We start from the raw sequence: 24,819 nt of genomic DNA, 5'->3' as shown, positions 1-24,819 counted from the left end.
GCACCAGGGGAAATCATCGGACGAGGCAAATCACCGGACGAGGCAGGGGCGCTTGTTGTCGAAGGTCCAGTTCGGGATGAGGAACTGCATAGCGGAGGCATCGTCACGGGCGCCGAGGCCGTGGCTCCGGTAGAGGGCATGCGCCGCCTCGACTTCCGACCAGTCGAGCTCGATGCCGAGGCCGGGCCGCTCGGGCACGCGCACGAGCCCTCCCTCGATCCGGAGCGGCTCCTTGGTGAGGCGCTGTCCGTCCTGCCAGATCCAGTGGGTGTCGATCGCGGTGACCCGGCCTGGGGCGGCGGCGGCCACGTGGGTGAACATCGCCAGCGACACGTCGAAATGGTTGTTCGAGTGCGAACCCCAGGTCAGGCCGTGATCGCGGCAGAGCTGCGCGACGCGCACCGAGCCGGCCAGCGTCCAGAAATGCGGGTCGGCGAGGGGGATGTCGACCGAGCCGAGTTGAATCGCGTGGTTCATCTGGCGCCAATCGGTGGCGATCATGTTGGTGGCGGTGGGCAGGCCCGTGGCGCGCCGGAACTCGGCCATGATCTCGCGGCCGGAGAAGCCCTCCTCGGCGCCGCAGGGGTCCTCGGCGTAGGCGAGCACGTCGCCGCGTCCCTTGCAGAGGCGAATGGCTTCCTTCAGCGACCAGGCGCCGTTCGGATCGAGCGTGACGCGGGCCTTCGGGAAGCGCGCGTGGATCGCCGTCACCGCCGCGATCTCATCCTCGCCGGCGAGGACGCCGCCCTTCAGCTTGAAGTCGTTGAAGCCGTAGGTCTCGTAGGCGGCCTCCGCCAGACGGGCGACCGCGTCGGGGGTCAGGGCCTCCTCGTCGCGCAGGCGGAACCAGCCGTCGCGGGCTTCCGGCTCGCGGTAGGGCAGATCGGTGCGGCGGCGGTCGCCGACGTAGAACAGGTAGCCCAGCATCTCCACGGCGTCCCGCTGCTGGCCCTCCCCCAGGAGGGCGGCCACCGGCACTTCGAGGAACTGGCCGAGGAGATCGAGGAACGCCGATTCGATCGCCGTGACGGCGTGGATGGTGACGCGCAGGTCGAAGGTCTGGAGGCCGCGTCCGCCCGCATCCCGGTCGGCGAAGCGGGTGCGCATGGCGTTGAGCACCGCCTGCCAGTCGCCGATGGGACGGCCGACGATGAGGTCGCCGGCCTCCTCCAGGGTGGCCCGGATGCGCTCGCCGCCCGGCACCTCGCCAAGACCCGTGGCGCCGGTCGAGTCGGTCAGGATCACGAGATTGCGGGTGAAGAAGGGGCCGTGCGCGCCGCTGAGATTGAGCAGCATGCTGTCGCGGCCGGCCACGGGTACGACCTTGATGGCGGTGACGGTGGGGGTGCGCGAAAAGCCGCGCGCGGTCGACGTGCTGGAATCCTGAGGCATGAGCGTTCTCCCGAACCGGTCGCAGCGATGTCTGCGCATCGTCTGGCGGTTCCCGTTCTAGGGCAGACCGGCGATGCCGGTCCAAACCAAAGGCTGGATCGATCGATGCCGGAAGCGTATCGATCCGCGGCTCAGAGGAGGTCCGGTGCGAGCTTGCGCAGATGCGCGAGGAGCGGGTCGTCGCTGCCGCGGCGCCAGGCGAGGTGCAGTTCCGCCGGGCGCGGTTGGGCGAGCTCCAGGGGTCGGAAGGCGACGCCCTCGAAGCGAAGGCGCTCGGCCGCCGCCGGCACGATGGCGATGCCGAGGCGCGCGCGGACCAGCGCCAGGATCGAGTGGATCTGGGTCAGCCGTTGGACGATGCGGGGCTGCAGGTCCGTGCCGGCGAAGAGGCCGATCAGGAGATCGTGGAAGTAGCTCGCCTCGTGCGGCGCATAGCCGACGAGTTCCTCCCCCTTGAGGTCGTCCAGGGTCAGGGCGTCGCGGCCGACGAGGGCATGCCCGTCGGGAAGCGCGACGATCAGAGGTTCGGCCAGGGCCTGCTCCGATTCGAGTTCGGGATGGTTCACGGGCGGCCGGATGAGGCCCGCATCGATCTGGCCGGACAGGATCGCCTCGACCTGATCCTTGGTCACCATCTCGCGGAGCGAGAGCGTGACGTCGGGCATCGCGCTGCGGCAGGCCATGACCAGGCGGGGCAGAAAATCGTAGGCGGAGGCGGCGGTGAAGCCGAGCTTGAGAACGCCGGCCCGGCCCGCCGCCACCTGCCGGGTGATGTGAGTGGCGGTCTCGGCGAGGCGCAGGATGCGCAGGGCCTCGGGCAGGAAGCTGCGCCCGGCGGCGGTGAGCCGGACGGAGCGGCTGGTCCGGTCGAGGAGTTGAACGTCGAGGACGCGCTCCAGCACCTGGATCTGCCGCGAAAGCGGCGGCTGGGTCATGTTCAGCCGGGCAGCGGCGCGGCCGAAATGCAGTTCTTCGGCGACGGCGGCAAAGCAGCGGAGTTGGCCGAAATCGAGCATCTGGCCTCCCACGGGAATGGCCGCGGGCGGATGCCCACGACCACGGATCTTTTCACGGTCGAGACGGGGATGGGATCAGTGCAACTCCACCCGGCGGATCTCGCCGACGATGACGAGATAGCAGAACACCGCCACGAGCGCGTTCAGTCCCACGAAGACGAGGGCGCCATTGAACGAGCCGGTCGTCTGGACGATGTAGCCGATCACGATCGGGGTCGTGATGCCGGCGGTGTTGCCGAAGGTGTTGAACAGGCCGCCGTTCAGGCCGCCGGTGGCGCGCGGCGAGGTGTCGGAGACCACGGCCCAGCCGAGCGCCCCGATACCCTTGCCGAAGAAGGCGAGCGCCATCAGCCCCACCACGAGGGCGTCGGCCTGAACGTAGTTGCAGCCGATGATGCACATGGAGAGGAGCATGCCGCCCACGATCGGGATTTTTCGGGATGCGGTGAGGGAGTAGCCGCGCTTGAGCAGCATGTCGGAGATCCAGCCACCCAGGATGCCGCCGATGAAGCCGCAGAGCGCCGGGAGCACGGCAGCGAAGCCCGCCTGTAGGATGGAGAGCCCACGCTCCTTCACGAGGTAGACCGGGAACCAGGTCAGGAAGAAGTAAGTCAGCGTCGTGATACAGTACTGGCCGATATAGATGCCGAGCAGCATGCGATTCGACAGGAGCTGCTTTATGGTGCGCCCGGCATTGACCGGGGCCGCGGCGCCGCGTCCGTCCATGTCCAGCAGCGCGCCGCCCGCCTCGATGTAGTCGCGCTCGGCCTGGTTGATCGACGGGTGCTCCTTCGGCCCGTACATGACCTGCGTCCAGAGCAGCGCGAAGGCGATGCCGAGCGCGCCCATCAGCGTGAAGACGTGATGCCAGCCGTAATGGTGCACCACCCAGCCCATGAGCGGGGTGAACAGCACGGTGGCGAAATACTGCGAGGAGTTGAAGAAGGCCGAGGCGGTGCCGCGCTCGGAGGTCGGGAACCACGCGGCGGTGATGCGGGCGTTGGCGGGGAAGACCGGCGCCTCGGCGAGCCCGACCAGGAGGCGCAGGCTGAAGAGCACCGCGACCGCCGTGAAGCCGGTGAAGAAACCGACGGCCCCCTGCATCAGTGTGAAGGCCGACCACAGGAAGATCGCGCCGGCGTAGACCCACTTCGCGCCATAGCGGTCCAGCAGCCAACCGCCCGGAAGCTGCGCCAGCACGTAGGACCAGGCGAAGGCGGAGAAGACGTAGCCCATGGAGACGGCATCGAGGCCGAGGTCCTTGGCCAGCGACGGGCCGGCGATCGAGAGCGTCGCGCGGTCGGCGTAATTGATGGTGGTGGCGAAGAACAGCATCGTGACGATGAGGAGCCGTACACGGCTCCGCTTCGCCGCGGTCATGACCAGACCGGCGCCCATGGCGTCTCTCCCTGAAAGCGGACCCGCCCGGCTATTGCCGTGGCGGACATCGGCCGTTCTCAGATCCTCGCGGACACGGCGGCCATTTGCAGGATCGAGCCTAGGGCCCGCCGCGATGCAGCGTCCAACTCAAAGGCTGGATGGATCGATGCCGGAACGGCATCGATGCGCCTTGGAAGGCTGGCCGGTCCTACGTCACGTCCATTCTTATTCGCTCGAATGCGACGGCAGAACCGGATGGTCGCGGTGCGTGACGAGTGACGCGATGGTGTGGTGACCGATCTTGCGCTCCGCGCAACCAGAACGCCGTGGAAGGCCGCTTCGAGGCCGCAGATCGCGCGGTCAACCCAGCCGACGCAAGGCGGCTTCGTAGTGCGGCCGGGGCGCGAGGCCGGCGCCGCGGCGCTCGGTCCCCAACACCCCGTACTCAGTGCCCTGGGCGATCAGGACGGGTTCGAAATATTCCCGGCTCAGGGCGTAGATGCGGCCCGATCCGGCGCCGCCCATGGCCGAGATGCGGAATGCGAGCCGGCGGCCAGAGATCCGCTCCGCGCTCGACCGGGTCCGCACGACCACCTCGCGGACGGTCCCGTGCTGGGCCTGAACCGCGCCGAGGGCATCGCTCATGATCGCGCGGTCCGCGGGTTCGACGTGCGCGAGCACCTCTTCGAGATCGCAGACCCGCTCCGGCGCGGTCCCGCTCGCCGCGTCGTCGCGATCGGTCCAGACGACCTTCCCGGTCGTCAGGTCGATCTCCCAGCAGGTCGAGCCTGAAAGGGACCGGATGGCCCGGATCCGGTCGAGGCTGCGAGCGAGGGCCGCTCGCTTCTCCTGGAGCAGGCGCTCGCGAACCGTACTTCTTTCGATGGCGATTCGGATCGCCGCGGTGACGCGTCCCAGATCGCGGGTCAGGGGGAATGGAACCGTCCGGCTCGCGCCGTCCTGTCGGCAGAACGCTTCGGCGAGGTCGAGGCTGCACTTCGCCCATCCGCCGATGAGCCAGCCGATCGCGGCCGCGCACAGGCCGGCGCCGAGCAGGACCAGGAGCGGAAGCGCCGGGGCCGCGGTCTCGCCGCTTCGCAGGGTCACGAGCCACCCCACCCCGCCCCGCTCGACGTCGCCCACGGTCGCCTGGACCTCCGGACCCTGTGCGTCCGGACCGGACCGGTGCAGGCTGCGCCCCGATCCATTCATGACGCGGATCGACAGGCCCCGCCCACCGTTCGGGAGCATGCGCCGGGCAGCGGCGACGATTCGATCGGTCCATTCGGGCGGAAGCTGGACGGCGACGACACCGAGGGGCGCGCTCGCATCGCCCACCGGAGCCGCCACGATGAGGTTGCGGGCCACCCCGGTTCCGGCCCGACTTCCCTCCGTGGTCTCCCCGACAACCAAACCTGAAACGGCCCTGGCGAACCAGGCGCTGCCTGAGACATCCGCGCTGAGGATGCCTCGGCGGGAAGCCGCCAGGACCTGGCCTGTCCGGTCGGCGAAAAGCGCATCGGCGAGTTCGGGATGAAGTCGGCGCCAGGCCGCGAGCAGGCGCGCCGGCCCGTCCGGATCCCCGGCCGGGGCGTGGATCGCCAGGCTCTCTGCGGCGAACAGCAACTCCCGTTCGACCGACAGAAGGGCCTGCTCCAGCCGTTCGGCGACGATCTCCGCGTGACCGCGCCACTCGGCGTCGCCGCGTCGCAGGTCGCCGGTCCCACGGTCGCTCGTGCTCAGAACGGCGAGGCCGCCGAAGCCCGTGGCCAGAATGAGCAGAAAGGCCAGCAGGCTGCGGATCGAGGAGAACAGTCCGTGATGCATAGGCCTGCCAAGCGAGCGGGGGACGACTTCAATCGCTCGATCGAAGAGGGTTAAGGAATTATTAGCGGAAATCGTAAACGAATCCTTACCGGCAGGTTTACCGGTATGAGCTTCGGGCTCATTGAGGAACTCAGTCTCGTTCGGCACGATGTGTCGTCGATACAAACGTCAAGGCAGCGCGTTCGAGACTTTGCAAGACGGTCTTGTGCCTGGAAAGTCAGATTTTGGAGACGTGAGCAGACGTCGCTGTGGATCGACTGCCATGCGCTTTGACGCTTCCGGTCCAGAGTTGCCTTCCGCGTTCGAGGACGACTTTGAGCCTCTCACGAAACTCCTGATCACCGGGCGTTCTGCCTTCGGGCACGGCAGTTCAGCGAGGGTTTGTGCGGCGCTGTTTGACCCAGAGAGGATCGGGTTCTGGATGCTCTGCGGAAGCCCGCGGATGAGCCGCTGGCACGCGGAGCTCGCCTCAACCGCGGACAAGCCCGCCTCGAAGGTGTTTCGAAACGAAGCCGATCCACCCCCGTTTTGGGACAACCTTTGGCGAGACGACGACGCCAGCGCGCTTCAGCACGCCGAAGGACACGAACCGACGGGCGACGCGGACGATCAGTCTCGGGGTATCGGATGCGCCCCGGAAGCGGACTCCCAGGTATCCGCCTCACCTGCCCAAGATACAGATGGCCTGCGGTCCGAAACCGGTTGCCATCGAACTCAGCGCATTCCCTGAGGTTTTCCGATCGGCCTCGGACCCGAGCGGATCATTCCCACTCGATGGTGCCGGGGGGCTTCGAGGTGATGTCGTAGGTCACTCGATTGATTCCCTTGACCTCGTTGATGATCCGCGTCGCCACGCGGCCCAGGAAGGTCATCTCGAAGGGGTAGAAATCTGCCGTCATGCCGTCGACCGAAGTGACCGCGCGCAGCGCGCAGACGTGGTCGTAGGTGCGGCCGTCGCCCATCACGCCGACCGTCTTCACGGGCAGGATCACCGCGAAGGCCTGCCAGATCGTGTCGTAGAGCCCGGCCTTGCGGATCTCGTCGAGGTAGATCGCGTCGGCCTTGCGCAGGGCCTCCAGCTTCTCCGGCGTGATCGTGCCGGGGCAGCGGATGGCCAGCCCCGGGCCCGGGAAGGGGTGGCGCCCGACGAAGGCCTCGGGCAGACCGAGTTCCTTGCCGAGCACCCGCACCTCGTCCTTGAACAGCTCCCGCAGGGGCTCGACGAGCTGCATGTTCATGCGCTCGGGCAGGCCGCCGACATTGTGGTGCGACTTGATGGTGACCGAGGGGCCGCCGGTGAACGACACGCTCTCGATCACGTCGGGGTAGAGGGTGCCCTGGGCCAGGAAGGCGGCGCCGCCGATCTTCTTCGATTCGGCCTCGAACACGTCGATGAACAGGCGCCCGATGGTCTTGCGCTTCTGCTCCGGGTCGCTGACGCCGGTCAGCTCGCCGAGGAACAGGTCCTGCGCCTCAACGTGGACGAGGGGGATGTTGTAGTGGTCGCGGAACAGGCGCACGACCTCCTCGGCCTCGCCCATGCGCAGCAGGCCGTGATCGACGAAGACGCAGGTGAGCTGCTCACCGATCGCCTCGTGGATCAGCACCGCCGCCACCGCCGAATCGACGCCGCCGGACAGGCCGCAGATCACCCGCTCCCGGCCTACCTGCGCGCGGATCTTCTCGATCGCCTCCTCTCGGTAGGCGCCCATGGTCCAATCGCCGGAGCAGCCGGCGATGTCGCGCACGAAGTTGCGGATCAGCAGGGCACCGTGCGGCGTGTGCGCCACTTCAGGATGGAACTGCACTGCGTAGTAGCCGCGCGCCTCGTCGGCCACAGCCGCGAAGGGGGCATTCTTCGACATGGCGACGGTGGTGAAGCCGTCGGGCAGCTTGGTGACGCGGTCGCCGTGGCTCATCCAGACCGAGTAGTGCTCCCCGACGTGCCACACGCCCTTGAAGAGCGGGCAGTCCGACAGGATTTCGATCTCGGCCCGGCCGAACTCGGCGTGGTGACCGCCCTCGACCTCGCCACCGAGCTGGGCCGCCATGGTCTGCTGTCCGTAACAGATGCCGAAGACCGGCACGCCCGAATCGAACACGATCTGCGGCGTCCGGGGCGAGGCCTCGGTGGTCACCGATTCGGGGCCGCCCGAGAGGATCACGCCCTTGGGTTTCGTCTCGGCGAAGGCCTCGGCCGCCTTGGTGAAGGGGACGATCTCGCAATAGACCCCCTCCTCGCGCACACGGCGCGCGATGAGCTGCGTCACCTGGCTGCCGAAATCCACGATGAGGATCTTGTCGTGTTCTGTCGTCATGGAACCGGAGTTAGACGAGGCCTCGATCCGGTGCAACGGATCGGCTTGCAGAGCGGTCACGCGATCGGCACCGGGCTGGGGATGGGCGAGCCCGACGCGTTAACCGAACGTTCACCGCGCGCCGCCGAAACCGTCGTCCCCAGCAACGAACAGGAGCCTCAGCCATGAGAGCCACCATCTTCGGGATCGCCGCCCTCGCCCTCACCGGCCTCGGTACCACCGCTGCCTCCGCCCTGCCCGTCCCGGCGCGCGTCGCCCCGGCCAGCGGCATCGAGCAGGTGCGCGTCGTCGAGCGGACGGTGATCCGCGGGCCCCGTTGCAAGACGGTCGTCACCAAGCGCCGGGGGCCGCTGGGCCGGGTCGTCGTGGTGCGCAAGCGCCGCTGCTTCTGAGATTCGAGCAGTGCGACGTCCGATCGGGCACCGCTCGGACGTCCCCGCTCACGGATACGGAATGGCCCCCGCCGGGGGCCATTTCTCGTCTCAGCCCCGTCGCTGCAAGGTGGCGACGTAGAAGCCGTCCGTTCCGGTCAGGGCGGGGCTCATCTGGAGGCCATGCCGGGTGAAACGAACGGACGGCGCGAGTCCGGGGGCGTACGCCGCTACGATGTCGGCAGCGGCGATGACCGCGAAGTCGTCCGCGCGTCGCGCCAGTAGGCCGGCGACGGCCGCGTCATTCTCCTCGGGCAGAAGCGAGCAGGTGATGTAGGTGATGCGCCCGCCGGGCCGTACCAGCTGCGCCGCCCGGTCGAGCACTGCGGCCTGATCGGCGACGCGGAGGTTCAGGGCGTTCGGGCGCAATCGCCACTTCGCGTCGGGATTGCGCCGCCAGGTCCCGGAGCCGGTGCAGGGGGCGTCGACGAGGACGCGGTCGGCACTGCCGTCGAGGTCGCCAAGGACGTCGGCGCGGGCTCGGCCGGCGCGGGGCGTGCGGATCTCCGCGACGGCGCCCGCGCGGCGCAGGCGCTCGTGGATCGGGGCGAGCCGGCGCGGGTCGTCGTCGCTGGCCACCAGCCGGCCTGTATTCTCCATCATCGCGGCCAGACTCAGGGTCTTGCCGCCGCCGCCGGCGCACAGATCGATGACGGTCTCGCCGGGTCGCGCGCCGCTGAGCACGCTCGCGAGCTGCGAACCCTCGTCCTGGATCTCGTACCAGCCGTCGATGAATTCCGGCTCGACATGAAGCGCCGGTCCGCGCCCGTCCTCGCCGATGGGGATGCGCAGGCCGTTGGGCGCATGCGGGGTCGGTTCCGGGGCGAGATGCGCGAGGCCCGCCAAGGCGTCGGCGCGGCTGCGCTTCAGGGTGTTGACGCGGATATCGAGGGGCGCGCGCCGGCTCAGGGCGCGCAGCTCGTCGCGGGTCTCGGGCCCCAGGATCGCCTCCAGGGAGGGCAGCACCCATTCGGGCACGTCCCCGGCGACGTGCACCGGCGCGTCCGCCAGTGTCCCCTCGGTCAGGCGCGCCCGCTCGTCGGTGGTCAAGGGCGCCGGGGCGAAGCGCTCGCCGCTGAACATCTCCGCGATGGTCGAGGCGGCGAGGCCGTACTGGAGACGCAGCATGCCGATGACGAGACCGCGCGGGCTCTCGTCGCCGATTATCCAGGCGGCGGAGGCGCGGCGGCGCAAGGTGTCGTAGACGAGGCTGGCGATGGCGGCGCGGTCGCCCGATCCGGCGAAGCGGTGGGCGAGGCCCCAATCCTTGAGGGCATCGGCGGCGGGGCGGCGGCGCGCCGCGATATCGGCGAGGACCTCGATGGCGGCGGACAGGCGGGCGGGGGGCGTCAGGGCAAGGTCCTCGGAGTTCTCGGCGCCGTTCTCGGCAGATGCCGCGATACGGCCACGCTTCGGGCGGTCGCCCGTCACAATACGGTCGAGCTTCCGGCGCCTTCACGGCTCAGCTTGAGCCAGGGTGCCGCGCGGAGCGGACCCACGGAGCTTTAGAGAACCCCATGTCTCCCGTCATCCATCTCAGCCTCGCCGGCCTCCTCATGCTGGCGGTCGCGGCCTGCTCCACGGCCCCGGCCGCCCCGGACCTGTCGGCCCCGCCCCCGCGCCGCCTCGATGCCAAGACCCAGCTCGAGTACGGCGCACCGCCGCCGCCCCCCGGGCCGCGTTACTGAGTCTTGGCCGCCGCCTCGCGGGCGCGGCGGTTCTCGTAGGCCTTGAGATGGGTGTAGACGCGGTCGAGCATCGGATGCCCGGCCGCGTCGGGCGCCCGGGCGATCAGGTCGCCGATGATGTGGTCGGCCTCGATTCGGGCGCCGCCCTCGATGTCGCGCAGCATCGAGGCGGTGAAGACGGAGCCCTCGGCGGTCAGGGTCTTGCGCGTGTTGTCCGCCACGTTCGGGCGCGGCGCGTAGCCGGCGGCCTCGGCGATGGCGCGGCACTCCTCCATCAGCGCCTCGATGAAGCCGAGCCCGCCCGGGGCGGCGACGATGTCGCCGATGGTGGCGCGCATGAGGCAGGTCGATCCGGCCAGCGTCGCGAGGAAGCTCCACTTCTCCCACATCTCCAGGACCATGCTCTCGCTGAGGCGCGGCTGGAAATTCACGCCCCGCATCAGCGCCTCGATGGCCTCGACCCGCGCGGAGCGGCCACCGGCCCGCTCGCCGTAGGTCAAGGTATGGAGCTGGTTCATCTGGCGGATCTCGCCCGCCGGCCCCAGGGTCGCCGCGATGGCGCAGGAGCCGCCGAGCACGCGCTCCGCCCCGAAGCGCGCATCGAGGGCGTCGAGGTGGCGCATGCCGTTGAGCAGGGGCAGGATCGCGGTCTCGGGCCCGATCGCCGGCGCGACGTCCGCGATGGCGCCATCGAGGTCGTAGGCCTTGCAGGAGAACAGCACGAGGTCGAAGGGACCGGCCTTTCCGGCCGCGAGATCGGCGGCCGTGACGGTCTGGGGCTCCGAAATGTGCAGGTTGCCGGCCGGGCCCTCGACCTTGAGGCCGGCATGCGCGAGCGTCTCGGCGCGGGCCGGACGGACGAGGAAGGTCACGTCGCGGCCGGCCTCGGCGAGGCGCGCCCCAAAGTATCCGCCGGTGGCTCCGGCGCCGACAACGAGCACGCGCATGATGTCCTCCACTTCGTTCTTCGCGGATCACCGCCCGATCCGGGCCGCTTCCACCGATCCTGCGCCTTCGTAGCGGTTCAGACGCCCGTCGGCGCCAGGAAAATCTGGACCGCGAAGACGATCCACATCGCCAGCAGCACCAGCGTGCCGGCTGCATAGGCCCGGAACCGGTACGGGATGTGGTTCGAGGTCAGGTAGATGCCGGCGTGGACGAAGCGCGTGGCGACGAAGACCCGGGCCAGGATCACGAACAACAGGTCGGCCTTGCGCGTCGCCATGGCGAAGCCGACGAGGACGTAGAACAGCACCGGGATCTCGAACTGGTTCGCGAAGGTGTTGGCCGCCTGCTGGGCCGGGGCCGGCCAGTCGCGCTGGCCCAGCGCGAGTTCGCGGCCCTTCACGGCCCCGCCGCGCACGGCGGCCAGGCGCGTGCGCCCGGTCCAGAACAGCAGCGCGAAGGTGAGGAGCACCTGCGCGAAGACGGGCGCCAGGATGGCTTGGACGGTCACGGCGGTTCCTTCGCGCGCCTCAGGCCCGGAGGGCGACGAGGCCGAGATGTGCGACGAGCACCGCGCAGCCGGCGGCGTTGATGAGGAAGACCCGGCCGCGCAGGGGCACGTTGTCGGTGAGCGTCTGCACGCCGGTGTGGATCACCCGTCCGAGAACGAAGATCCAGGCGGCGCAGACGTCGAGGGGCGTGACCGCATCGAAGGCGACCAGCAGGGCGACGCAAGCGAACACGATCACCGGCAGTTCGAACTGGTTGGCGAGATTGCGGGTGATGCGGGCGATCCGCAGCGGTTCCTCGCGGCCGAGCTCGAAGCAGCCGTAGGTCACCTCGCCGGAACGCACCGCGAGGAGGCGCACCACCGAGAGCCAGGCATAGAGGCCGAAGGTCAGTCCGATCTGCCCCAGCACCGGCCAGAGCAGGAGGTGGCGCGGGTCGGACATCGCGTCCGGCTCAGGCGCGGCCGGGGTAGTTCGGGCTCTCGCGGGTGATGGTCACGTCGTGGACGTGGCTCTCGCGCAGGCCCGCATTTGTGATGCGGATGAACTGCGCCTTCTCCTGGAAGTCGGGAATCGTCGGGGCGCCGACATAGCCCATGGCGGCGCGCAGGCCGCCGGCGAGCTGGTGCAGTACCGCTGCCACCGGACCCTTGTAGGGCACCTGTCCCTCGATGCCCTCGGGCACGAGCTTGTGGGTGTCGCTGACCTCGGCCTGGAAGTAGCGGTCGGCGGAGCCGCGTGCCATGGCGCCCACCGAGCCCATGCCCCGGTAGCTCTTGTAGGAGCGGCCCTGGTGCAGGAACACCTCGCCGGGGGCCTCGTCGGTGCCCGCGAGCAGCGAGCCCAGCATGGCGACGGAGGCGCCGGCCGCGATCGCCTTGGCGAGGTCGCCGGAATACTTGATGCCGCCGTCGGCGATGACCGGCACGTCGGCGCTCTGCGCCGCCTCGACGGCCTCCATCAGCGCGGTGAGCTGCGGCACGCCGACGCCGGCCACGATGCGGGTGGTGCAGATCGAGCCCGGGCCGATGCCGACCTTGATCGCGTCGGCGCCGGCATCGATCAGGGCCTGGGCGCCGTCGCGGGTGGCGACGTTGCCGGCCACGACCTGCACGGCGTTGGAGAGCTGCTTCACCCGGCGCACCGCGTCGAGCACCTTGATCGAGTGGCCGTGGGCGGTGTCGACCACGATGACGTCGCAGCCGGCATCGATGAGGCGCTCGGCCCGCTCGAAGCCGCCGTCGCCGGTGGTGGTGGCGGCGGCCACCCGCAGGCGGCCCTGCTCGTCCTTGACCGCGCCCGGATACGCGACCTGCTTCTCGATGTCCTTGACCGTGATCAGGCCGATGCAGCGGTAATGGTCGTCGACGACGAGCAGCTTCTCGATGCGGAACTGGTGCAGCAGGCGCTTGGCCTCGTCCTGGCTCACGCCCTCGCGCACGGTGATGAGCCGGTCGCGGGTCATCAGGTCGGCGACGGTCTCGGAGGCGTTGGTGGCGAAGCGCACGTCGCGGTTGGTGAGGATGCCGACGAGCTTGCCGCGGGAGCCATTGGGACCGCGCTCCACCACCGGGATGCCCGAGATGCGGTTCAGCTTCATCAGCGAGAACGCGTCCGCCAGGGTCTCGTCCGGGTGGATGGTGATGGGGTTCAGCACCATGCCCGACTCGTACTTCTTGACGAGGCGGACCTGCTCAGCCTGCTCGGCCGGCTCGAGGTTGCGGTGGATGACGCCCATGCCGCCGTTCTGCGCCATGGCGATGGCCATCGGCGCCTCGGTGACGGTGTCCATGGCGGAAGCCAGGATCGGCAGGTTGAGGTGGATCGAGCGGGTAAGCCGGCTCGCGATCTTCACGTCGCCGGGCATCACCGAGGAGGCGGCGGGACGCAGCAGGACATCGTCGAAGGTCAGGCCCTCGATGATCGAATCAGCGGTGATGCGGGCCATGAACCAACTCCGGAACGGGTACTGCGCCGGGCCCTTTCGGGCTGTCCGGCGTCATCGGGTTGGCACGGGCCAGTATCATGCGCCGGGACGCCACGCAAAGCCGGGACGGGCCCGCCGACACAGGAAAATGCGCCGGATGAGCCCTCGTCCGGTGGGGGTTGCGCCTAGCGCAGACCCCGGGGGGCGCCGGGCAGACCCTCGGCCGGTCCCTTGTCGGTCCATTCCGGCGGTGCACCGACGTAGTCGCCCAAAATACCGTCGAGGCCGGGGGCACGGCCGAAGGCCTCGCAATCTGGGTCGAGTGGCGCTTCACCCAGCGTCGTGATGCGGACGCGGTCGTAGGTCGGCAGCGTGATCGGCGCCTTGAACGGGTCCTCGCCGGTGGCGAGGTAGTAGCCGAAATCCTGCCCGAACTCGCCGGCGAGGTCGTAGGCGTCGCTGGCCGGGGAGAACCGGGCCTGGTTGGTGAAGGCATTGCTGGCCCCGCCCCAGACCATGGCGGCCCGCTGCACGTTGCGCCCGTCCAGGGCCTCGGCCTCGACCGTGAGGCTGCCGAGCCCGATCGGGATGCGGGGGATCGGCACCCGGCCCACCGCCGTCGCGAAGCCGGCGCCGAGCTGGGACGCGATGGTGATGCCCGCCGAGGTCGCCACGGTGGCGCCGGCCGCCGGTACGTTGGTGAGGTCGATCCGGGTCACCGCCGAGCGCACGGTGAGGTCGGCCTTCCGGCCGGTGACGACGTCGTAGCGGAGGGACAGCTCGTAGCAGAGAGCGCGATCGGCCGCGTTGGCGACGAGCTTGCGCTCGGCCGGCGTGAGGCCGGGGGCCACCACCTCGGAGAAGGTGGTGGGCACGATCCGCACCGTGCGGGTCGCCGCCAAGGCCGCCGGATCGACGAAGATCCGCGAGGAGCTGGCCGTCTCGTCGCTGGCGGCGAGGCGGTCGTACCGGGTCAAAGCACCCGATTCGGTGAGGACCACGGTGCCGCAGCCGGCGACGGCGGCCGCCAGCGCCAGGCAGGAGACGAAGCCTACCAACCGGCGTCGTTGTTCGAACCTCGGAAGCATCGTTGACTTTCTTGGAAGCGCGAGCGAGCGCTCGGCACGCCCTCCCGGAGGAGGCCAGCGGCACCCCGGATCATGCCGTCGAGCTTAGCGGCTCCAGCAACATTCTGGAAAGGCGAGCGAGGGCGCTCGGGGTCGATGCCGGACCGATGTGGCCGCAGGGCCACGCCCCTCCGAACCGCGGGCCCTGCACGAGCGGCATGGCACTTTCATCCCATCGTCTACGTCACGCGGGGATTCGCTGCCGCCCTGTCGCTTTTCGACGGCTTGGAGCACCCGAACCGTCCGTTCGGACCTATGTCTGGCCCATGCGCACGTCCCAGATCGTCCCCCTCGTCGTCGCCACCGCGCTGTTCATGGAGAACACCGACTCCACCGTGATCGCCACGGCGCTTCCGGCCATCGCCCGGACCCTCAACGAAGATCCGATCGCCCTGAAGCTCGCGCTGACCGCGTATCTCGTCAGCCTCGCGATCTTCATCCCGATCAGCGGCTGGATGGCCGACCGATTCGGCGCGCGCACGGTGTTCCGGGTCGCCCTCGGGGTGTTCATGGCCGGGTCGCTCGCCTGCGCCGCATCGAACTCGCTGACAGGCTTCGTCGCCGCGCGATTCTTTCAGGGGCTCGGCGGCGCCATGATGGTGCCGGTGGGGCGCCTCGTGATCCTGCGCAGCGTGCCCAAGAGCGAGCTCGTCAGCGCGCTGGCCTACCTCACGATCCCCGCCCTGATCGGCCCGATCTGCGGGCCGCCGCTGGGCGGCTTCATCACCACCTACTTCGATTGGCGCTGGATCTTCTTCATTAACATTCCGATCGGGATCGCCGGCATCGTGTTGTCGACGCTCTATTTCGAGAACGTCCGCGAAGCCGAGCGCCCGCCCCTCGACATCCTCGGCTTTCTCCTCTCAGGGCTGGGCCTCGCCACGCTGATGCTCGGCCTCGCCTCCACCGGGCGCCACCTCCTGCCGGACGGCGTGTCCTGGGGCTGCCTCGTGGCCGGCGGCATCCTCCTGGTGCTGTATTTCCGGCACTCCCGCGGCATCGCAAATCCGGTGATCCGCCTCGATCTGCTGCGGTATCCGACCTTCCGGGCGGCGGTGACGGGCGGCAGCCTGTTCCGGATCGGCACCGGGGCGATCCCGTTCCTGCTGCCGCTGATGCTGCAGATCGGCTTCGGCCTCGATCCCCTCCGGTCGGGCCTGATCACCTTCGCGGCCGCCGCCGGAGCCCTGCTCATCAAGATCATCGGCCCGCGCATCCTGCGCGCCTACGGCTTCCGGCGGGTGATGCTGGTCAACGCGCTCGTCGCCTCGGCCTTCCTGGCGGTGAACGGCCTGTTCACCGCCGAGACTCCGCACGCGGTGATCATCTGCGTGCTGCTGATCGGCGGCTGCGTGCGCTCGCTGCAATTCACCTGCGTCAACGCCATCGCGTATGCCGAGTTGCATAGCCGCGAGATGAGCGCGGCGACGAGCCTCGCCAGCGTCGCGCAGCAGCTCTCGCTCAGCCTCGGGGTCTCCCTCGGGGCGCTGGCCCTGGAGGGGGCCGCCGCCCTGCACGGCCGCACAGAGATCGCGGCGCAGGATTTCGCCCCCGCCTTCCTGGCGGTGGCGCTGATCTCGGTGATGTCGTTCTTTCCGTTCAGGCGGCTCAGCCCGGAAGCCGGCGCCGAAGTCTCGGGTCACAGGCTCGTCGCCGCCGCCCCGCGCAACGCGATTCCGTAGGACGCGGCGACGTCCTGGACGTCAGGCGGCGGCCCGGGCCGGGGCCCGTCCGGCGGCGCGCTTGGGCTTTTGCCCGCCCCGCGCGGCGGCGTTCGACTTGGCTGGAGCCTTGGCGGGGCTCCCTGCTGCGCGGGCGCCCTGGCGCCAGCCCTGCCAACTCCAGCGGCCCGGGCCCGTCATCGCGTACATGAGGAAGCCGCCCGCGAGGCCGAAATCGGCCAGAAGCAGGGTGCGCTCGGCCACCGCGCTCGGGCCGGCGAACTGCCAGAACGGGTGCAGCAGCACCGCCATCGCGCCCGCGAAGGCGGCGAGCGCCAGGCCGCTGATGCGCGGCAGCACGCCGAGGATGAGGGCGATCGGGCCGAAGACCTGGACGATCACCGCCGCGGTGGCGACGGCGTTCGGCGACGGCAGGCCGGTGGCCGCGAGGGTGACGGCGAAGCCGGAGACGTTGAGGGCCCGGGCGATGCCGGTGGGCAGCAGCGCGGCGGCGAGCAGCAGCCGGGCGAGGAAGAGCAATCCGTCTTGGGCACGGCCGGTCACGTCTCAGGCTCCGTCTGGCATCTTGGAATGCCGAGCTTTGTCGGGACCGCCTGAAGACGGCGTTAAGGCCGCCGCGCCCTCAACCGGAGACGCCACCCCGGAACAGGCGGCCACGCTCGGTCCACGCCACCACCGCGAGGGCTAGGCCGCCGAGGAGCGCGTAGCCGATGCCAATCGGCAGTACCGAGCCGTCGAAGGCATGCCCGATCAGGAAGCCACAGAACGCACCGAGCATGGTGGTGTAGAAGCCCAGGAAGGACGAGGCGGTGCCGGCGATCTCGCCGAGCGGCTGAAGGGCCATCGCGTTGAAGTTCGGCATCGCGAAGCTGATCAGGAACTGGTTGGCGGCCAGGATCGACAGGAACAGCGCCAGCGGCGGGTGGCCGTGATAGGCGAGCCCGACCACCACCTGCCCCACCGCGACCATCACGAACAGGCTCAGGCCGGCATGGGAGAGGGGCCGCATGCCGAGGCGCCGCACGAGGCGGGCATTCACCAATGTGGCGGCCCCCATGGCGCCGGCGACGAGGCCGAAGGCCAGTGGGAACAGGGCGCCGAGGTGGTAGAGCCCGGTGTCGAAGACCTGCTGGGCCGAGCCGACATAGCCCATGATGCAACCGGTGAGCAGGCCGAGTGCGGTGGCGTAGCCCACCGCGACCCGGTTGCGGAAGGTGATCCCCACCGCCTGGGCCACGGCGCCGAGCGAGAAGGGGCGCCGGTACGCGGGATGCAGGGTCTCGGGCATCCGCCAGGCAAACCAGAGCACCAGGATGCCGGCGAGCGCCAGCATCGAGACGAAGACGTATACCCACGAGCCGAACAGCAGCATCGCGCCGCCGATGGCCGGGGCGATCATCGGCACGATGAGGAAAACCATCATGATGAGGGACATCACGCTCGCCATTTCGCGTCCGGCGAAGCGGTCGCGCACGATCGCCGTCGACAGGACGCGCCCGCTCGCCGCGCCGATCCCCTGGATGACCCGCGCCGCCAGCAGCCAGCCGAAGGACGGCGCCACCATCGCGAGGCCGGTGCCGACGACGTAGATCGCCAGGCCGGCGAGGAGCACGGAGCGCCGCCCATAGGTATCCGAGAGCGGGCCGTAGACGATCTGCGCCGCGCCGAAGCCGATCATGTAGACGTAGATGAGAAGTTGCAGGCTGTTCGGGTCGGCGACCCCGAACCGCGCCTGGATGGCGGGAAACGCCGGCAGCAGGTTGTCGATGGAGATGGCGGTCACCGCCATCATCAGGGCGACGATGCCGACGAACTCACCGAAGCCGGGACCCTTCCAGGCCGGAACGGCGGCAGCCTGCGCCGGCGGCGCCGCGGGGCGCAAGGTCGTCACCGGGGTACTGCTCACCAAGACCTGTCCTCGAGGAAGCGTTGGGGCGTTCGGCGCCCTTGGTTCGGCGCCCTTGGTCGGCGCCCTTGGGGAGAACGTTCTCGGGCCGGACTTGGTGCCCGAGTGGGGAGTGAGCAATCCGCCCGGCCGCATGGCTGCCGCGCGGGCCTGCCGGCCCGCTGCCGCCACATTTTCGGACAAGCGAATGTCCGCAGGATCGGGAAGCCCCGGTCCTGCGATACGAAGCATGGGGCCGCCGGGGCCTTCGCGAGGTGACGGGGACGATGCAGACACGGCGCGGCCTCCTCCTCGGAACCCTGGCGCTGGCCCTGGTGCGACCCGGGACCGCTGCGGCGGAGGCGGACGACGACTTCGCCGCCCGGGCGGATGCCCTGGTCCAGCCCTATGCCCGCGCGGGCATCTTCTCAGGGGCGATCGCGGTCGTCCGGGACGGGAGGGTACTGTTCCGGCAAGCCTACGGGCTCGCGGACCGCGAATGGTCACTCCCCAACACGCCGGAGACCCGCTTCCGGATCGCATCGCTGACGAAGCAGTTCACCGCCGCCGCGATCCTCAAGCTCGGAGAGGCGGGACGGCTCGATCTCGACGATCCGGCCGCCCGCCATATCGCGGGCCTGCCGGGAGCCTGGGCGCCCATCACCCTGCGCATGCTCCTCGATCACACCGCCGGCCTGCCCAACGTGACGGCGCTTCCCGATTACCCGACGGTGATCGCCCGAACCGCCCGCAGTGCCATGGAGGTCGTCGCGCGGCTCTATCGAGAGGATCTGCTGTTTCCGGCCGGCTCGGCGCAGGAATACAGCAACACCGGCTACCTTCTCCTCGCGGCCATCATCGAGCGGATCACCGGCGAACCGTTCGCCGAGGCCCTACGCAGCCTCGTGCTGGCGCCGGCCGGACTGACCGCGACCGTCGACGCCGACCCCGACGCGATCGTCCCGCGCCGGGCTTCCGGGTATCAGCGCTGCGCCGGTACGTGGCGCAACGCGGTTCCGGTCGTCGCCGCGGCGGCGCTGGGCGCGGGGGGCCTGGTCTCGACCGTCGACGACCTCGCGGCCTGGGATCGAGCCCTTCTGTCCGGTCGCGTCCTCGCGCCGGAGTCCCTGGCCGCGATGTTTCGGGATCGCGGCCACGGCTACGGTCTCGGCTGGTATCTCGGCCGGGCCTACGGCCAGCGACTGTGGTCGCATGGCGGCTTCCTGAACGGGTTCTCAGCGATCAAGGACACCTATCCGGATCTCGGGCTCACCATCGTGGTCCTCGGCAACACCGAGACCACGCCCGCCCAGACCCTTGCGCGCCGGCTCGGTGCCCTCGCCCTCGCCGCGCCCGAGGAGACTGGAATCGTGGTTCCCGCCCACGTCATCGACCGCTACGCCGGATTCTACCGGGTCGGGCCGCGCGCGGTGGTGGCGTTGAGCCGGTCTGGCGACCGGCTGGTGGCCCAGGGCACCGGCCTCGCCCGTCTGGAACTGGCGCCGGAGAGCGACCGGGTCTTCGTCGCCGGGGACGGCACCCGCATCGCCCTCGACATCGAGCCCGACGGCCGCTCCACCGGTCTCCTCGTCGACGCGCCGGGCGGCGGGCGCGCGGGACCGCGCATCGATGCCCGCACGGCCCGTCGCCTCACCGCCCGGCGCTTCGCCTGGCAGGTTCCGCGCTGAGGGTGCCGGGTCGCCATTCGCCGCAAACGGGTCTACGCTCCCACCCGCGCCGGAACGCCATTCCGGTGCGCATGACACGCGCCGCCCTGACGGGACCGAATGCCGCCGGGCCGCGCATCTGCCGCGACGCCGCCCCGGTTCGACGGCCGCGTTCGTTGGCCAAAAGTCCACCTTGATTCGAACCCGCGTCTGGCCTTGGCTGCGACGCATAAGAACAACCAGGAGGATACGCGATGAACAAGCCGGAATTTCTCAACCAGGGCACGAAGTCCCCGTTCTCGGCCCGCTACGAGAACTTCATCGGCGGGCAGTGGGTCGCGCCGAGCGCCGGCCGCTACTTCGAGAACACCTCGCCGATCACCGGCCGTGTCATCTGCGAGGTCGCCCGCTCGGATGCCGCCGACGTCGACAAGGCCCTCGACGCCGCCCACGCCGCGAAGGAGGCCTGGGGCCGCACCGCGCCGGGCGAGCGCGCCCGCATCCTGAACAGAATAGCCGACCGGATGGAGGAGAACCTCGACCTGATCGCGCTCGCCGAGACCTGGGACAACGGCAAGCCGATCCGCGAGACGACCCATGCCGACATTCCGCTCGCCATCGACCATTTCCGCTACTTCGCCGGCTGCGTCCGCGCGCAGGAAGGCTCAATCTCCGAGATCGACCACGACACCGTCGCCTACCACTTCCACGAGCCCCTCGGCGTCGTCGGCCAGATCATTCCGTGGAACTTCCCCATCCTGATGGCGGTGTGGAAGCTCGCCCCGGCGCTGGCCGCCGGCAACTGCATCGTGCTCAAGCCCGCCGAGCAGACCCCGGCGTCGATCCTCGTCGTGGTCGAACTCATTGCCGATCTGCTGCCCCCGGGCGTGCTGAACATCGTCAACGGCTTCGGCCTCGAATGCGGTAAGCCGCTGGCGTCCTCGCCCCGCATCGCCAAGATCGCCTTCACGGGCGAGACGACGACGGGCCGGCTGATCATGCAGTACGCCTCGCAGAACCTGATTCCGGTGACGCTCGAGCTCGGCGGCAAGTCCCCGAACATCTTCTTCGCGGATGTCGCCAACGAGGATGACGACTTCTTCGACAAGGCGCTCGAGGGCTTCACGATGTTCGCCCTGAACCAGGGCGAGGTCTGCACCTGCCCGAGCCGCGCGCTCGTGCACGAGTCGATCTACGACCGCTTCATGGAGCGCGCCATCAAGCGCGTCGAGGCGATCACGCAAGGGTCCCCCCTCGATCCCGCCACCATGATCGGCGCCCAGGCCTCCTCGGAGCAGCTGGAGAAGATCCTCAGCTACGTCGACATCGGCCGCCAGGAAGGCGCCGAGTGCCTCACCGGCGGCGAGCGCAACGTGAAGGACGGCGAGTTCGCCGAGGGCTTCTACATGAAGCCCACGGTGTTCAAGGGTCACAACAAGATGCGCATCTTCCAGGAGGAGATCTTCGGCCCCGTTCTCTCGGTGACGACCTTCAAGGACGATGCCGATGCCCTCAGCATCGCCAACGACACTCTCTACGGCCTCGGGGCCGGGGTCTGGACCCGCGACGGAAACCGCGCCTACCGGTTCGGCCGCGCCATCCAGGCCGGCCGCGTCTGGACGAACTGCTACCACGCCTATCCGGCCCACGCGGCCTTCGGCGGCTACAAGCAGTCCGGCATCGGCCGCGAGAACCACAAGATGATGCTCGACCACTACCAGCAGACGAAGAACATGCTGGTGAGCTACTCGGCCAAGAAGCTCGGCTTCTTCTGAGCGTTTTGAAAGCCTGAAACCCGAGTGTCACTCGCCCCGGCCCCCAAGGCCGGGGCTTTTTCGTCGTCCGCACTTTTTCCTCTTGCGCCCTATCTGTCGGGGCAGACCCGTCCAAGGAGAACGCCATGAGCGAGACCGCCGCCCTCGATCCCACCACCGCCGATCAGGCCGGCGTCGACGGCACGCCACTGCGCGTCACCGCCACGCCGGCCGCCCTCGCCCTCATCGCCGAGCTGCGCGCCGACCATGGGCCGGTGATGTTCCATCAGTCGGGAGGCTGCTGCGACGGCTCGTCGCCGATGTGCTACCCGGTCGGCGAATTTCTCACCGGCGACAGCGACGTGCATCTCGGGACCGTGGACGGCGCCGATTTTTGGATCAGCCGGCCCCAGTTCGAGGTCTGGAAGCACACGCACCTCATCCTCGACGTGGTGCCGGGGCGCGGCGGCATGTTCTCGCTCGAGAACGGGCGCGACAAGCGCTTCCTGATCCGTTCGCGGCTCTTCACCGAGGCCGAGAACACGGCTCTCGCAGGCGCCTGCAAGCTCTGACGTGTTCCGGCGTGCTACTCGGCCTGCGGGCCGAGGGCGGCGCCGGCCGGGCCGCGATAGCCGGAAGCCAATACGTAGAGCTCGCTCGAATCGGCCCGGCTGGCATTCGGCTTGACGTGGCGAACGCTGGCGAAGTCCCGCTTGAGGTCGGCGAGCAGCGTGCCCTCCGTGCCGCCCTGGAACACCTTGGCGAGGTAGGAGCCCCCGGGTGCGAGGATCTCGCGGGCGAATTCCGCCGCCGTCTCAGCCAGCCCGATGATGCGCAGGTGGTCGGTCTGCTTGTGGCCGGTGGTGTTGGCGGCCATGTCGGAGAGAACGAGGTCGGCCGGGCCGCCGAGGAGATCCGTGAGCAGCTTCGGCGCTTCGGGGGCGAGGAAGTCCAGGGTGATGAACTCGACGCCGGTCATCGGCTCGATCTCGAGAAGATCGATGCCGACGATGCGTCCCGAATCGCCCACGATCTTGGCGGCCACCTGCGACCAGCCCCCCGGCGCCGCGCCGAGGTCGACGATGCGCTGGCCGGGCTTGAGGAGCTTGAAGCGCTCGTCGATCTCGATGAGCTTGAAGGCCGCGCGGGAGCGGTAGCCCTCGCGCTTGGCCCGGGCCACATAGGGGTCGTTCAGCTGACGCTCAAGCCAGCGCTTCTGGGACGCGGTTCGGCCGCGCCCCGTCTTGACCCGCTGCTTGAGTTCGCCGCGCAAACCCGCGCCGGCACCACGCCTGTCACTCACCGGTATCCCCCGCGGCGCCAGACGCCGTCCTCACGCATCATGTTCATCAAGAGGCCCTCGCGCAGGCCGCGATCGGCGATGCGCAGGCGGTCCGACGGGAAGGCCCGCCGGATCGCCTCCAAGATGGCGCAGCCCGCCAGTACGAGGTCGGCCCGGTCGCGGCCGATGCACGGGTTGTCCGCCCGCTGCTCGAATCGGGTGTCGAGGAGGTCGTCGATGGCGTCGCCCACCTCGGCGTCGCTCATCCACAGGCCGTCGACCCGGCGGCGCTCGTAGCGGGCGAGCCGCAGGTGCATCGCCGCGAGCGTCGTCACCGTACCGGAGGTGCCGAGCAGGTGGAAGTGCCGGGCATTGGCCGCCGGCGCCGCCCGGATCGCGAAGCGCGCCAGCAGGTCGGCCACCTCCTCCACCATGCCCTCGAAGGTCAGGCGCGTGACGTCGCTGCCGCCGTGGCGTTCGGCCAGGGTGACGACGCCCACGGGCAGCGAATCCCAGGCCCGGATGCGCAGGGTCGGATCGGCGGAGGGGTTGGTGGCCGCCCCGTCGAGCCAGGCGATCTCGGTGGAGCCGCCGCCGATATCGAAGATCACGACGGATTCGGAATAGGGATCGGCCAGGGCCGCGCAGCCGGTGACGGCGAGGTAGGCCTCGGTCTGCCGGTCGACGATCTCGAGGTCGAGGCCGACGTCCCGACGCACCTGCTCCACGAACTCGGCCCCGTTGACGGCGAGCCGGCAGGCCTCGGTGGCGATGATCTTGGCCCGCACGACGCCGCGTGCCTGCATCTTGGCGCGGCAGACGCGCAGGGCCTCCACGGTCCGCTCGATGGCCGCCTCGCTCAGGCGGTCGGAGGTGCCGAGCCCCTCGCCCAGGCGGACGATTCGGGAGAACGCATCGATGACGCGGAAGCCGTTCGCGGCGGGCTCCGCCACGAGGAGCCGACAATTGTTCGTGCCGAGGTCGAGGGCGGCGTAGGCGTTGCGCCGGTAGGGACGCCCGGTCGACCCGCGCGCGTCGGCGCGCGTGGCCGGGGCCGAAGGCGTGTGACCGCCGCTGAGGCGGGCCGGCATCGTCGCGGCGCTCTCTTCCCTCATCGGCCGAGCCGAAATCCCCGATCGTGGCCCCAGGCGGATAGCCGGAACATCATTCCTGAACGAAGCTACAGGTCTCCCCCGTAAACTGCAAAGGCTCGATCGGGTGCCGCGGGTGGATCGATGCGTGTTTGGGGAGGATAAGCCGAGCAGCGACCGCTTCAGCCGAGTTTTCCCGATGCCGCCATGCGGGGCACGGGCCGGAGCAGGCTCTTGACCTGGGAGAACGGACGCGGCCGGTTGATCACCTCGTCGAGGCGCGACCACAGGGTCTTGGGCGAGAAGGGCTTGGCGATGATCTCGTTGACGCCCAGCGAGATCGCCCGGTCCACGACGTTCCGGCGCGGCTGCGCCAGCATGAGGATGATCGGCACCGTCGGCGAGGGCGACGTGGTCGGCGTGCGGGCCAGCCGGATGAACTCCTCGCCCGAGAGGATGGCGAGGTCCCAGTCGATGATGGTGAGGTCGGGCTTGCTCTCGGCCAGCACGCCGAGGGCCTCGGCACCGTCGGGGGCCTCGAGGACGCGCTTGATGCCGACGCGCATGAGCATGTCGCGGACGATGCGGCGGATGTACAGGCTCTCGTCGACGACGAGGGCCGAAAGGTCCGGAAAGCTCGGTGTGGCGATCATGCGGTCAGCATCCGGCCGTTCGGCCGCCGGGGCGGGCCTGCCCCGGCCATATTCTAGGCTACCGAGCCTTTGCACTTTCCTAATGCGAAGCCGGAGACTGATTCGAATGGCGATCCAGCCCGTTGCGCATAATACCCGAACCGCTTTGCCTAAGCCGTGGGCAACGGGATGGCGGAGGCGGGGGTGCGATAAAAAGCTACGCACTTTGCCGCAGGAAAGTTACGGAACTCTGGCGAACCGCGGCG

Annotated in this window: 22 protein-coding genes; 6 read left to right on the top strand and 16 right to left on the bottom strand. The window is 69.5% G+C overall.

Annotated elements, in window-relative coordinates; genetic code table 11:
* Positions 1-30: 30 nt before the first annotated feature.
* The 5 genes from gudD to guaA all read right to left on the bottom strand — a co-directional run bounded on the left by gudD (position 31) and on the right by guaA (position 7,933).
* Positions 31-1,392: a glucarate dehydratase gene (gene gudD / locus MKK58_RS11470; protein WP_243912190.1), complete on the bottom strand. Its 1,362-nt coding sequence runs from the start codon at positions 1,390-1,392 to the stop codon at positions 31-33.
* Between the two features lie 131 nt (positions 1,393-1,523).
* Positions 1,524-2,408 carry a LysR substrate-binding domain-containing protein gene (locus MKK58_RS11465; RefSeq protein WP_243912189.1) on the bottom strand — a complete coding sequence of 295 codons (885 nt, stop codon included), beginning with the start codon at positions 2,406-2,408 and terminating at the stop codon, positions 1,524-1,526.
* A 75-nt stretch (positions 2,409-2,483) separates the two neighbouring features.
* On the bottom strand, positions 2,484-3,806 hold the full coding sequence (locus tag MKK58_RS11460) for an MFS transporter (RefSeq protein ID WP_243912188.1): 1,323 nt from the start codon (positions 3,804-3,806) through the stop codon (positions 2,484-2,486).
* A 342-nt stretch (positions 3,807-4,148) separates the two neighbouring features.
* Positions 4,149-5,615 (bottom strand): hypothetical protein, encoded by a 1,467-nt coding sequence (locus MKK58_RS11455; RefSeq protein ID WP_243912187.1) that lies wholly within the window; start codon positions 5,613-5,615, stop codon positions 4,149-4,151.
* 761 nt (positions 5,616-6,376) lie between these two features.
* Positions 6,377-7,933, bottom strand: a complete 1,557-nt coding sequence (gene guaA / locus MKK58_RS11450) for a glutamine-hydrolyzing GMP synthase (RefSeq protein ID WP_243912186.1) — start codon at positions 7,931-7,933, stop codon at positions 6,377-6,379.
* Positions 7,934-8,097: 164 nt separating this feature from the next.
* Here guaA and MKK58_RS11445 point away from each other — a divergent pair, with 164 nt between their 5' ends.
* Positions 8,098-8,325, top strand: coding sequence for a hypothetical protein (locus MKK58_RS11445; RefSeq protein ID WP_243912185.1), 228 nt, complete (start codon positions 8,098-8,100; stop codon positions 8,323-8,325).
* A gap of 90 nt (positions 8,326-8,415) precedes the next feature.
* On the opposite strand, the gene MKK58_RS11440 is transcribed toward MKK58_RS11445, so the two are convergent.
* The gene (locus MKK58_RS11440) at positions 8,416-9,717 is read right to left on the bottom strand and encodes an RsmB/NOP family class I SAM-dependent RNA methyltransferase (protein ID WP_243912305.1); all 1,302 of its coding nucleotides are present in this window, start codon (positions 9,715-9,717) and stop codon (positions 8,416-8,418) included.
* A 164-nt stretch (positions 9,718-9,881) separates the two neighbouring features.
* On the opposite strand from MKK58_RS11440, the gene MKK58_RS11435 reads away from it, so the two are divergent.
* A complete protein-coding gene (locus tag MKK58_RS11435; protein WP_243912184.1) occupies positions 9,882-10,052 on the top strand; it encodes a hypothetical protein in 171 nt (56 codons plus the stop codon).
* Here the strand turns inward: MKK58_RS11435 and panE are convergent.
* The 5 genes from panE to MKK58_RS11410 form a co-directional block, all read right to left on the bottom strand.
* On the bottom strand, positions 10,046-10,999 hold the full coding sequence (gene panE / locus MKK58_RS11430) for a 2-dehydropantoate 2-reductase (protein ID WP_243912183.1): 954 nt from the start codon (positions 10,997-10,999) through the stop codon (positions 10,046-10,048). The genes MKK58_RS11435 and panE overlap by 7 nt on opposite strands.
* Positions 11,000-11,076: 77 nt before the next feature.
* Positions 11,077-11,508, bottom strand: coding sequence for an MAPEG family protein (locus MKK58_RS11425; RefSeq protein WP_243912182.1), 432 nt, complete (start codon positions 11,506-11,508; stop codon positions 11,077-11,079).
* 19 nt (positions 11,509-11,527) lie between these two features.
* On the bottom strand, positions 11,528-11,950 hold the full coding sequence (locus MKK58_RS11420; protein ID WP_243912181.1) for an MAPEG family protein: 423 nt from the start codon (positions 11,948-11,950) through the stop codon (positions 11,528-11,530).
* A 10-nt stretch (positions 11,951-11,960) separates the two neighbouring features.
* Positions 11,961-13,454 carry an IMP dehydrogenase gene (gene guaB / locus MKK58_RS11415; RefSeq protein WP_243912180.1) on the bottom strand — a complete coding sequence of 498 codons (1,494 nt, stop codon included), beginning with the start codon at positions 13,452-13,454 and terminating at the stop codon, positions 11,961-11,963.
* Between the two features lie 164 nt (positions 13,455-13,618).
* The gene (locus MKK58_RS11410) at positions 13,619-14,521 is read right to left on the bottom strand and encodes a DUF3313 domain-containing protein (protein WP_409565232.1); all 903 of its coding nucleotides are present in this window, start codon (positions 14,519-14,521) and stop codon (positions 13,619-13,621) included.
* Between the two features lie 305 nt (positions 14,522-14,826).
* Here MKK58_RS11410 and MKK58_RS11405 point away from each other — a divergent pair, with 305 nt between their 5' ends.
* Entirely contained in the window at positions 14,827-16,242 is a 1,416-nt protein-coding gene (locus MKK58_RS11405) for an MFS transporter (protein ID WP_243912178.1), read from the top strand.
* A gap of 21 nt (positions 16,243-16,263) precedes the next feature.
* Here MKK58_RS11405 and MKK58_RS11400 read toward each other — a convergent pair whose 3' ends face one another.
* Together MKK58_RS11400 and MKK58_RS11395 are read right to left on the bottom strand one after the other, a co-directional pair.
* Positions 16,264-16,785: a DoxX family protein gene (locus tag MKK58_RS11400; protein ID WP_243912177.1), complete on the bottom strand. Its 522-nt coding sequence runs from the start codon at positions 16,783-16,785 to the stop codon at positions 16,264-16,266.
* A 79-nt stretch (positions 16,786-16,864) separates the two neighbouring features.
* On the bottom strand, positions 16,865-18,034 hold the full coding sequence (locus MKK58_RS11395) for a multidrug effflux MFS transporter (protein WP_243912304.1): 1,170 nt from the start codon (positions 18,032-18,034) through the stop codon (positions 16,865-16,867).
* A 380-nt stretch (positions 18,035-18,414) separates the two neighbouring features.
* Here MKK58_RS11395 and MKK58_RS11390 point away from each other — a divergent pair, with 380 nt between their 5' ends.
* The 3 genes from MKK58_RS11390 to MKK58_RS11380 all read left to right on the top strand — a co-directional run bounded on the left by MKK58_RS11390 (position 18,415) and on the right by MKK58_RS11380 (position 22,120).
* Positions 18,415-19,815: a serine hydrolase domain-containing protein gene (locus tag MKK58_RS11390; protein ID WP_243912176.1), complete on the top strand. Its 1,401-nt coding sequence runs from the start codon at positions 18,415-18,417 to the stop codon at positions 19,813-19,815.
* Positions 19,816-20,048: 233 nt separating this feature from the next.
* A complete protein-coding gene (adh, locus tag MKK58_RS11385; RefSeq protein ID WP_243912175.1) occupies positions 20,049-21,569 on the top strand; it encodes an aldehyde dehydrogenase in 1,521 nt (506 codons plus the stop codon).
* Positions 21,570-21,694: 125 nt separating this feature from the next.
* Entirely contained in the window at positions 21,695-22,120 is a 426-nt protein-coding gene (locus MKK58_RS11380; protein WP_243912174.1) for a DUF779 domain-containing protein, read from the top strand.
* 14 nt (positions 22,121-22,134) lie between these two features.
* On the opposite strand, the gene MKK58_RS11375 is transcribed toward MKK58_RS11380, so the two are convergent.
* From MKK58_RS11375 to MKK58_RS11365, 3 genes are all read right to left on the bottom strand, one after another.
* Positions 22,135-22,851 carry an RlmE family RNA methyltransferase gene (locus MKK58_RS11375; RefSeq protein ID WP_238282927.1) on the bottom strand — a complete coding sequence of 239 codons (717 nt, stop codon included), beginning with the start codon at positions 22,849-22,851 and terminating at the stop codon, positions 22,135-22,137.
* Positions 22,848-23,945, bottom strand: coding sequence for a Ppx/GppA phosphatase family protein (locus MKK58_RS11370; protein WP_243912173.1), 1,098 nt, complete (start codon positions 23,943-23,945; stop codon positions 22,848-22,850). The genes MKK58_RS11375 and MKK58_RS11370 overlap by 4 nt, the downstream gene beginning before the upstream one ends.
* A gap of 158 nt (positions 23,946-24,103) precedes the next feature.
* Positions 24,104-24,574 carry a response regulator gene (locus MKK58_RS11365; protein WP_238282925.1) on the bottom strand — a complete coding sequence of 157 codons (471 nt, stop codon included), beginning with the start codon at positions 24,572-24,574 and terminating at the stop codon, positions 24,104-24,106.
* Positions 24,575-24,819 lie beyond the last annotated feature (245 nt).

This window comes from Methylobacterium sp. J-078 (assembly GCF_022829285.1).
GTDB lineage: Bacteria > Pseudomonadota > Alphaproteobacteria > Rhizobiales > Beijerinckiaceae > Methylobacterium.
The sequence above is the reverse complement of the archived record's forward strand: the minus strand, read 5'-3'. Positions and strand labels throughout refer to the sequence as shown.

What these genes read in the sequence shown, in the direction of transcription:
- gudD (WP_243912190.1), bottom strand. Translation starts at nt 1,392, where the DNA reads ATGCCTCAGGATTCCAGCACGTCGACCGCGCGCGGCTTTTCGCGCACC.
- MKK58_RS11465 (WP_243912189.1), bottom strand. Translation starts at nt 2,408, where the DNA reads ATGCTCGATTTCGGCCAACTCCGCTGCTTTGCCGCCGTCGCCGAAGAA.
- MKK58_RS11460 (WP_243912188.1), bottom strand. Translation starts at nt 3,806, where the DNA reads ATGGGCGCCGGTCTGGTCATGACCGCGGCGAAGCGGAGCCGTGTACGG.
- MKK58_RS11455 (WP_243912187.1), bottom strand. Translation starts at nt 5,615, where the DNA reads ATGCATCACGGACTGTTCTCCTCGATCCGCAGCCTGCTGGCCTTTCTG.
- guaA (WP_243912186.1), bottom strand. Translation starts at nt 7,933, where the DNA reads ATGACGACAGAACACGACAAGATCCTCATCGTGGATTTCGGCAGCCAG.
- MKK58_RS11445 (WP_243912185.1), top strand. Translation starts at nt 8,098, where the DNA reads ATGAGAGCCACCATCTTCGGGATCGCCGCCCTCGCCCTCACCGGCCTC.
- MKK58_RS11435 (WP_243912184.1), top strand. Translation starts at nt 9,882, where the DNA reads ATGTCTCCCGTCATCCATCTCAGCCTCGCCGGCCTCCTCATGCTGGCG.
- panE (WP_243912183.1), bottom strand. Translation starts at nt 10,999, where the DNA reads ATGCGCGTGCTCGTTGTCGGCGCCGGAGCCACCGGCGGATACTTTGGG.
- MKK58_RS11420 (WP_243912181.1), bottom strand. Translation starts at nt 11,950, where the DNA reads ATGTCCGACCCGCGCCACCTCCTGCTCTGGCCGGTGCTGGGGCAGATC.
- guaB (WP_243912180.1), bottom strand. Translation starts at nt 13,454, where the DNA reads ATGGCCCGCATCACCGCTGATTCGATCATCGAGGGCCTGACCTTCGAC.
- MKK58_RS11410 (WP_409565232.1), bottom strand. Translation starts at nt 14,521, where the DNA reads ATGCTTCCGAGGTTCGAACAACGACGCCGGTTGGTAGGCTTCGTCTCC.
- MKK58_RS11405 (WP_243912178.1), top strand. Translation starts at nt 14,827, where the DNA reads ATGCGCACGTCCCAGATCGTCCCCCTCGTCGTCGCCACCGCGCTGTTC.
- MKK58_RS11395 (WP_243912304.1), bottom strand. Translation starts at nt 18,034, where the DNA reads ATGATGGCGGTGACCGCCATCTCCATCGACAACCTGCTGCCGGCGTTT.
- MKK58_RS11390 (WP_243912176.1), top strand. Translation starts at nt 18,415, where the DNA reads ATGCAGACACGGCGCGGCCTCCTCCTCGGAACCCTGGCGCTGGCCCTG.
- adh (WP_243912175.1), top strand. Translation starts at nt 20,049, where the DNA reads ATGAACAAGCCGGAATTTCTCAACCAGGGCACGAAGTCCCCGTTCTCG.
- MKK58_RS11380 (WP_243912174.1), top strand. Translation starts at nt 21,695, where the DNA reads ATGAGCGAGACCGCCGCCCTCGATCCCACCACCGCCGATCAGGCCGGC.
- MKK58_RS11370 (WP_243912173.1), bottom strand. Translation starts at nt 23,945, where the DNA reads ATGAGGGAAGAGAGCGCCGCGACGATGCCGGCCCGCCTCAGCGGCGGT.
- MKK58_RS11365 (WP_238282925.1), bottom strand. Translation starts at nt 24,574, where the DNA reads ATGATCGCCACACCGAGCTTTCCGGACCTTTCGGCCCTCGTCGTCGAC.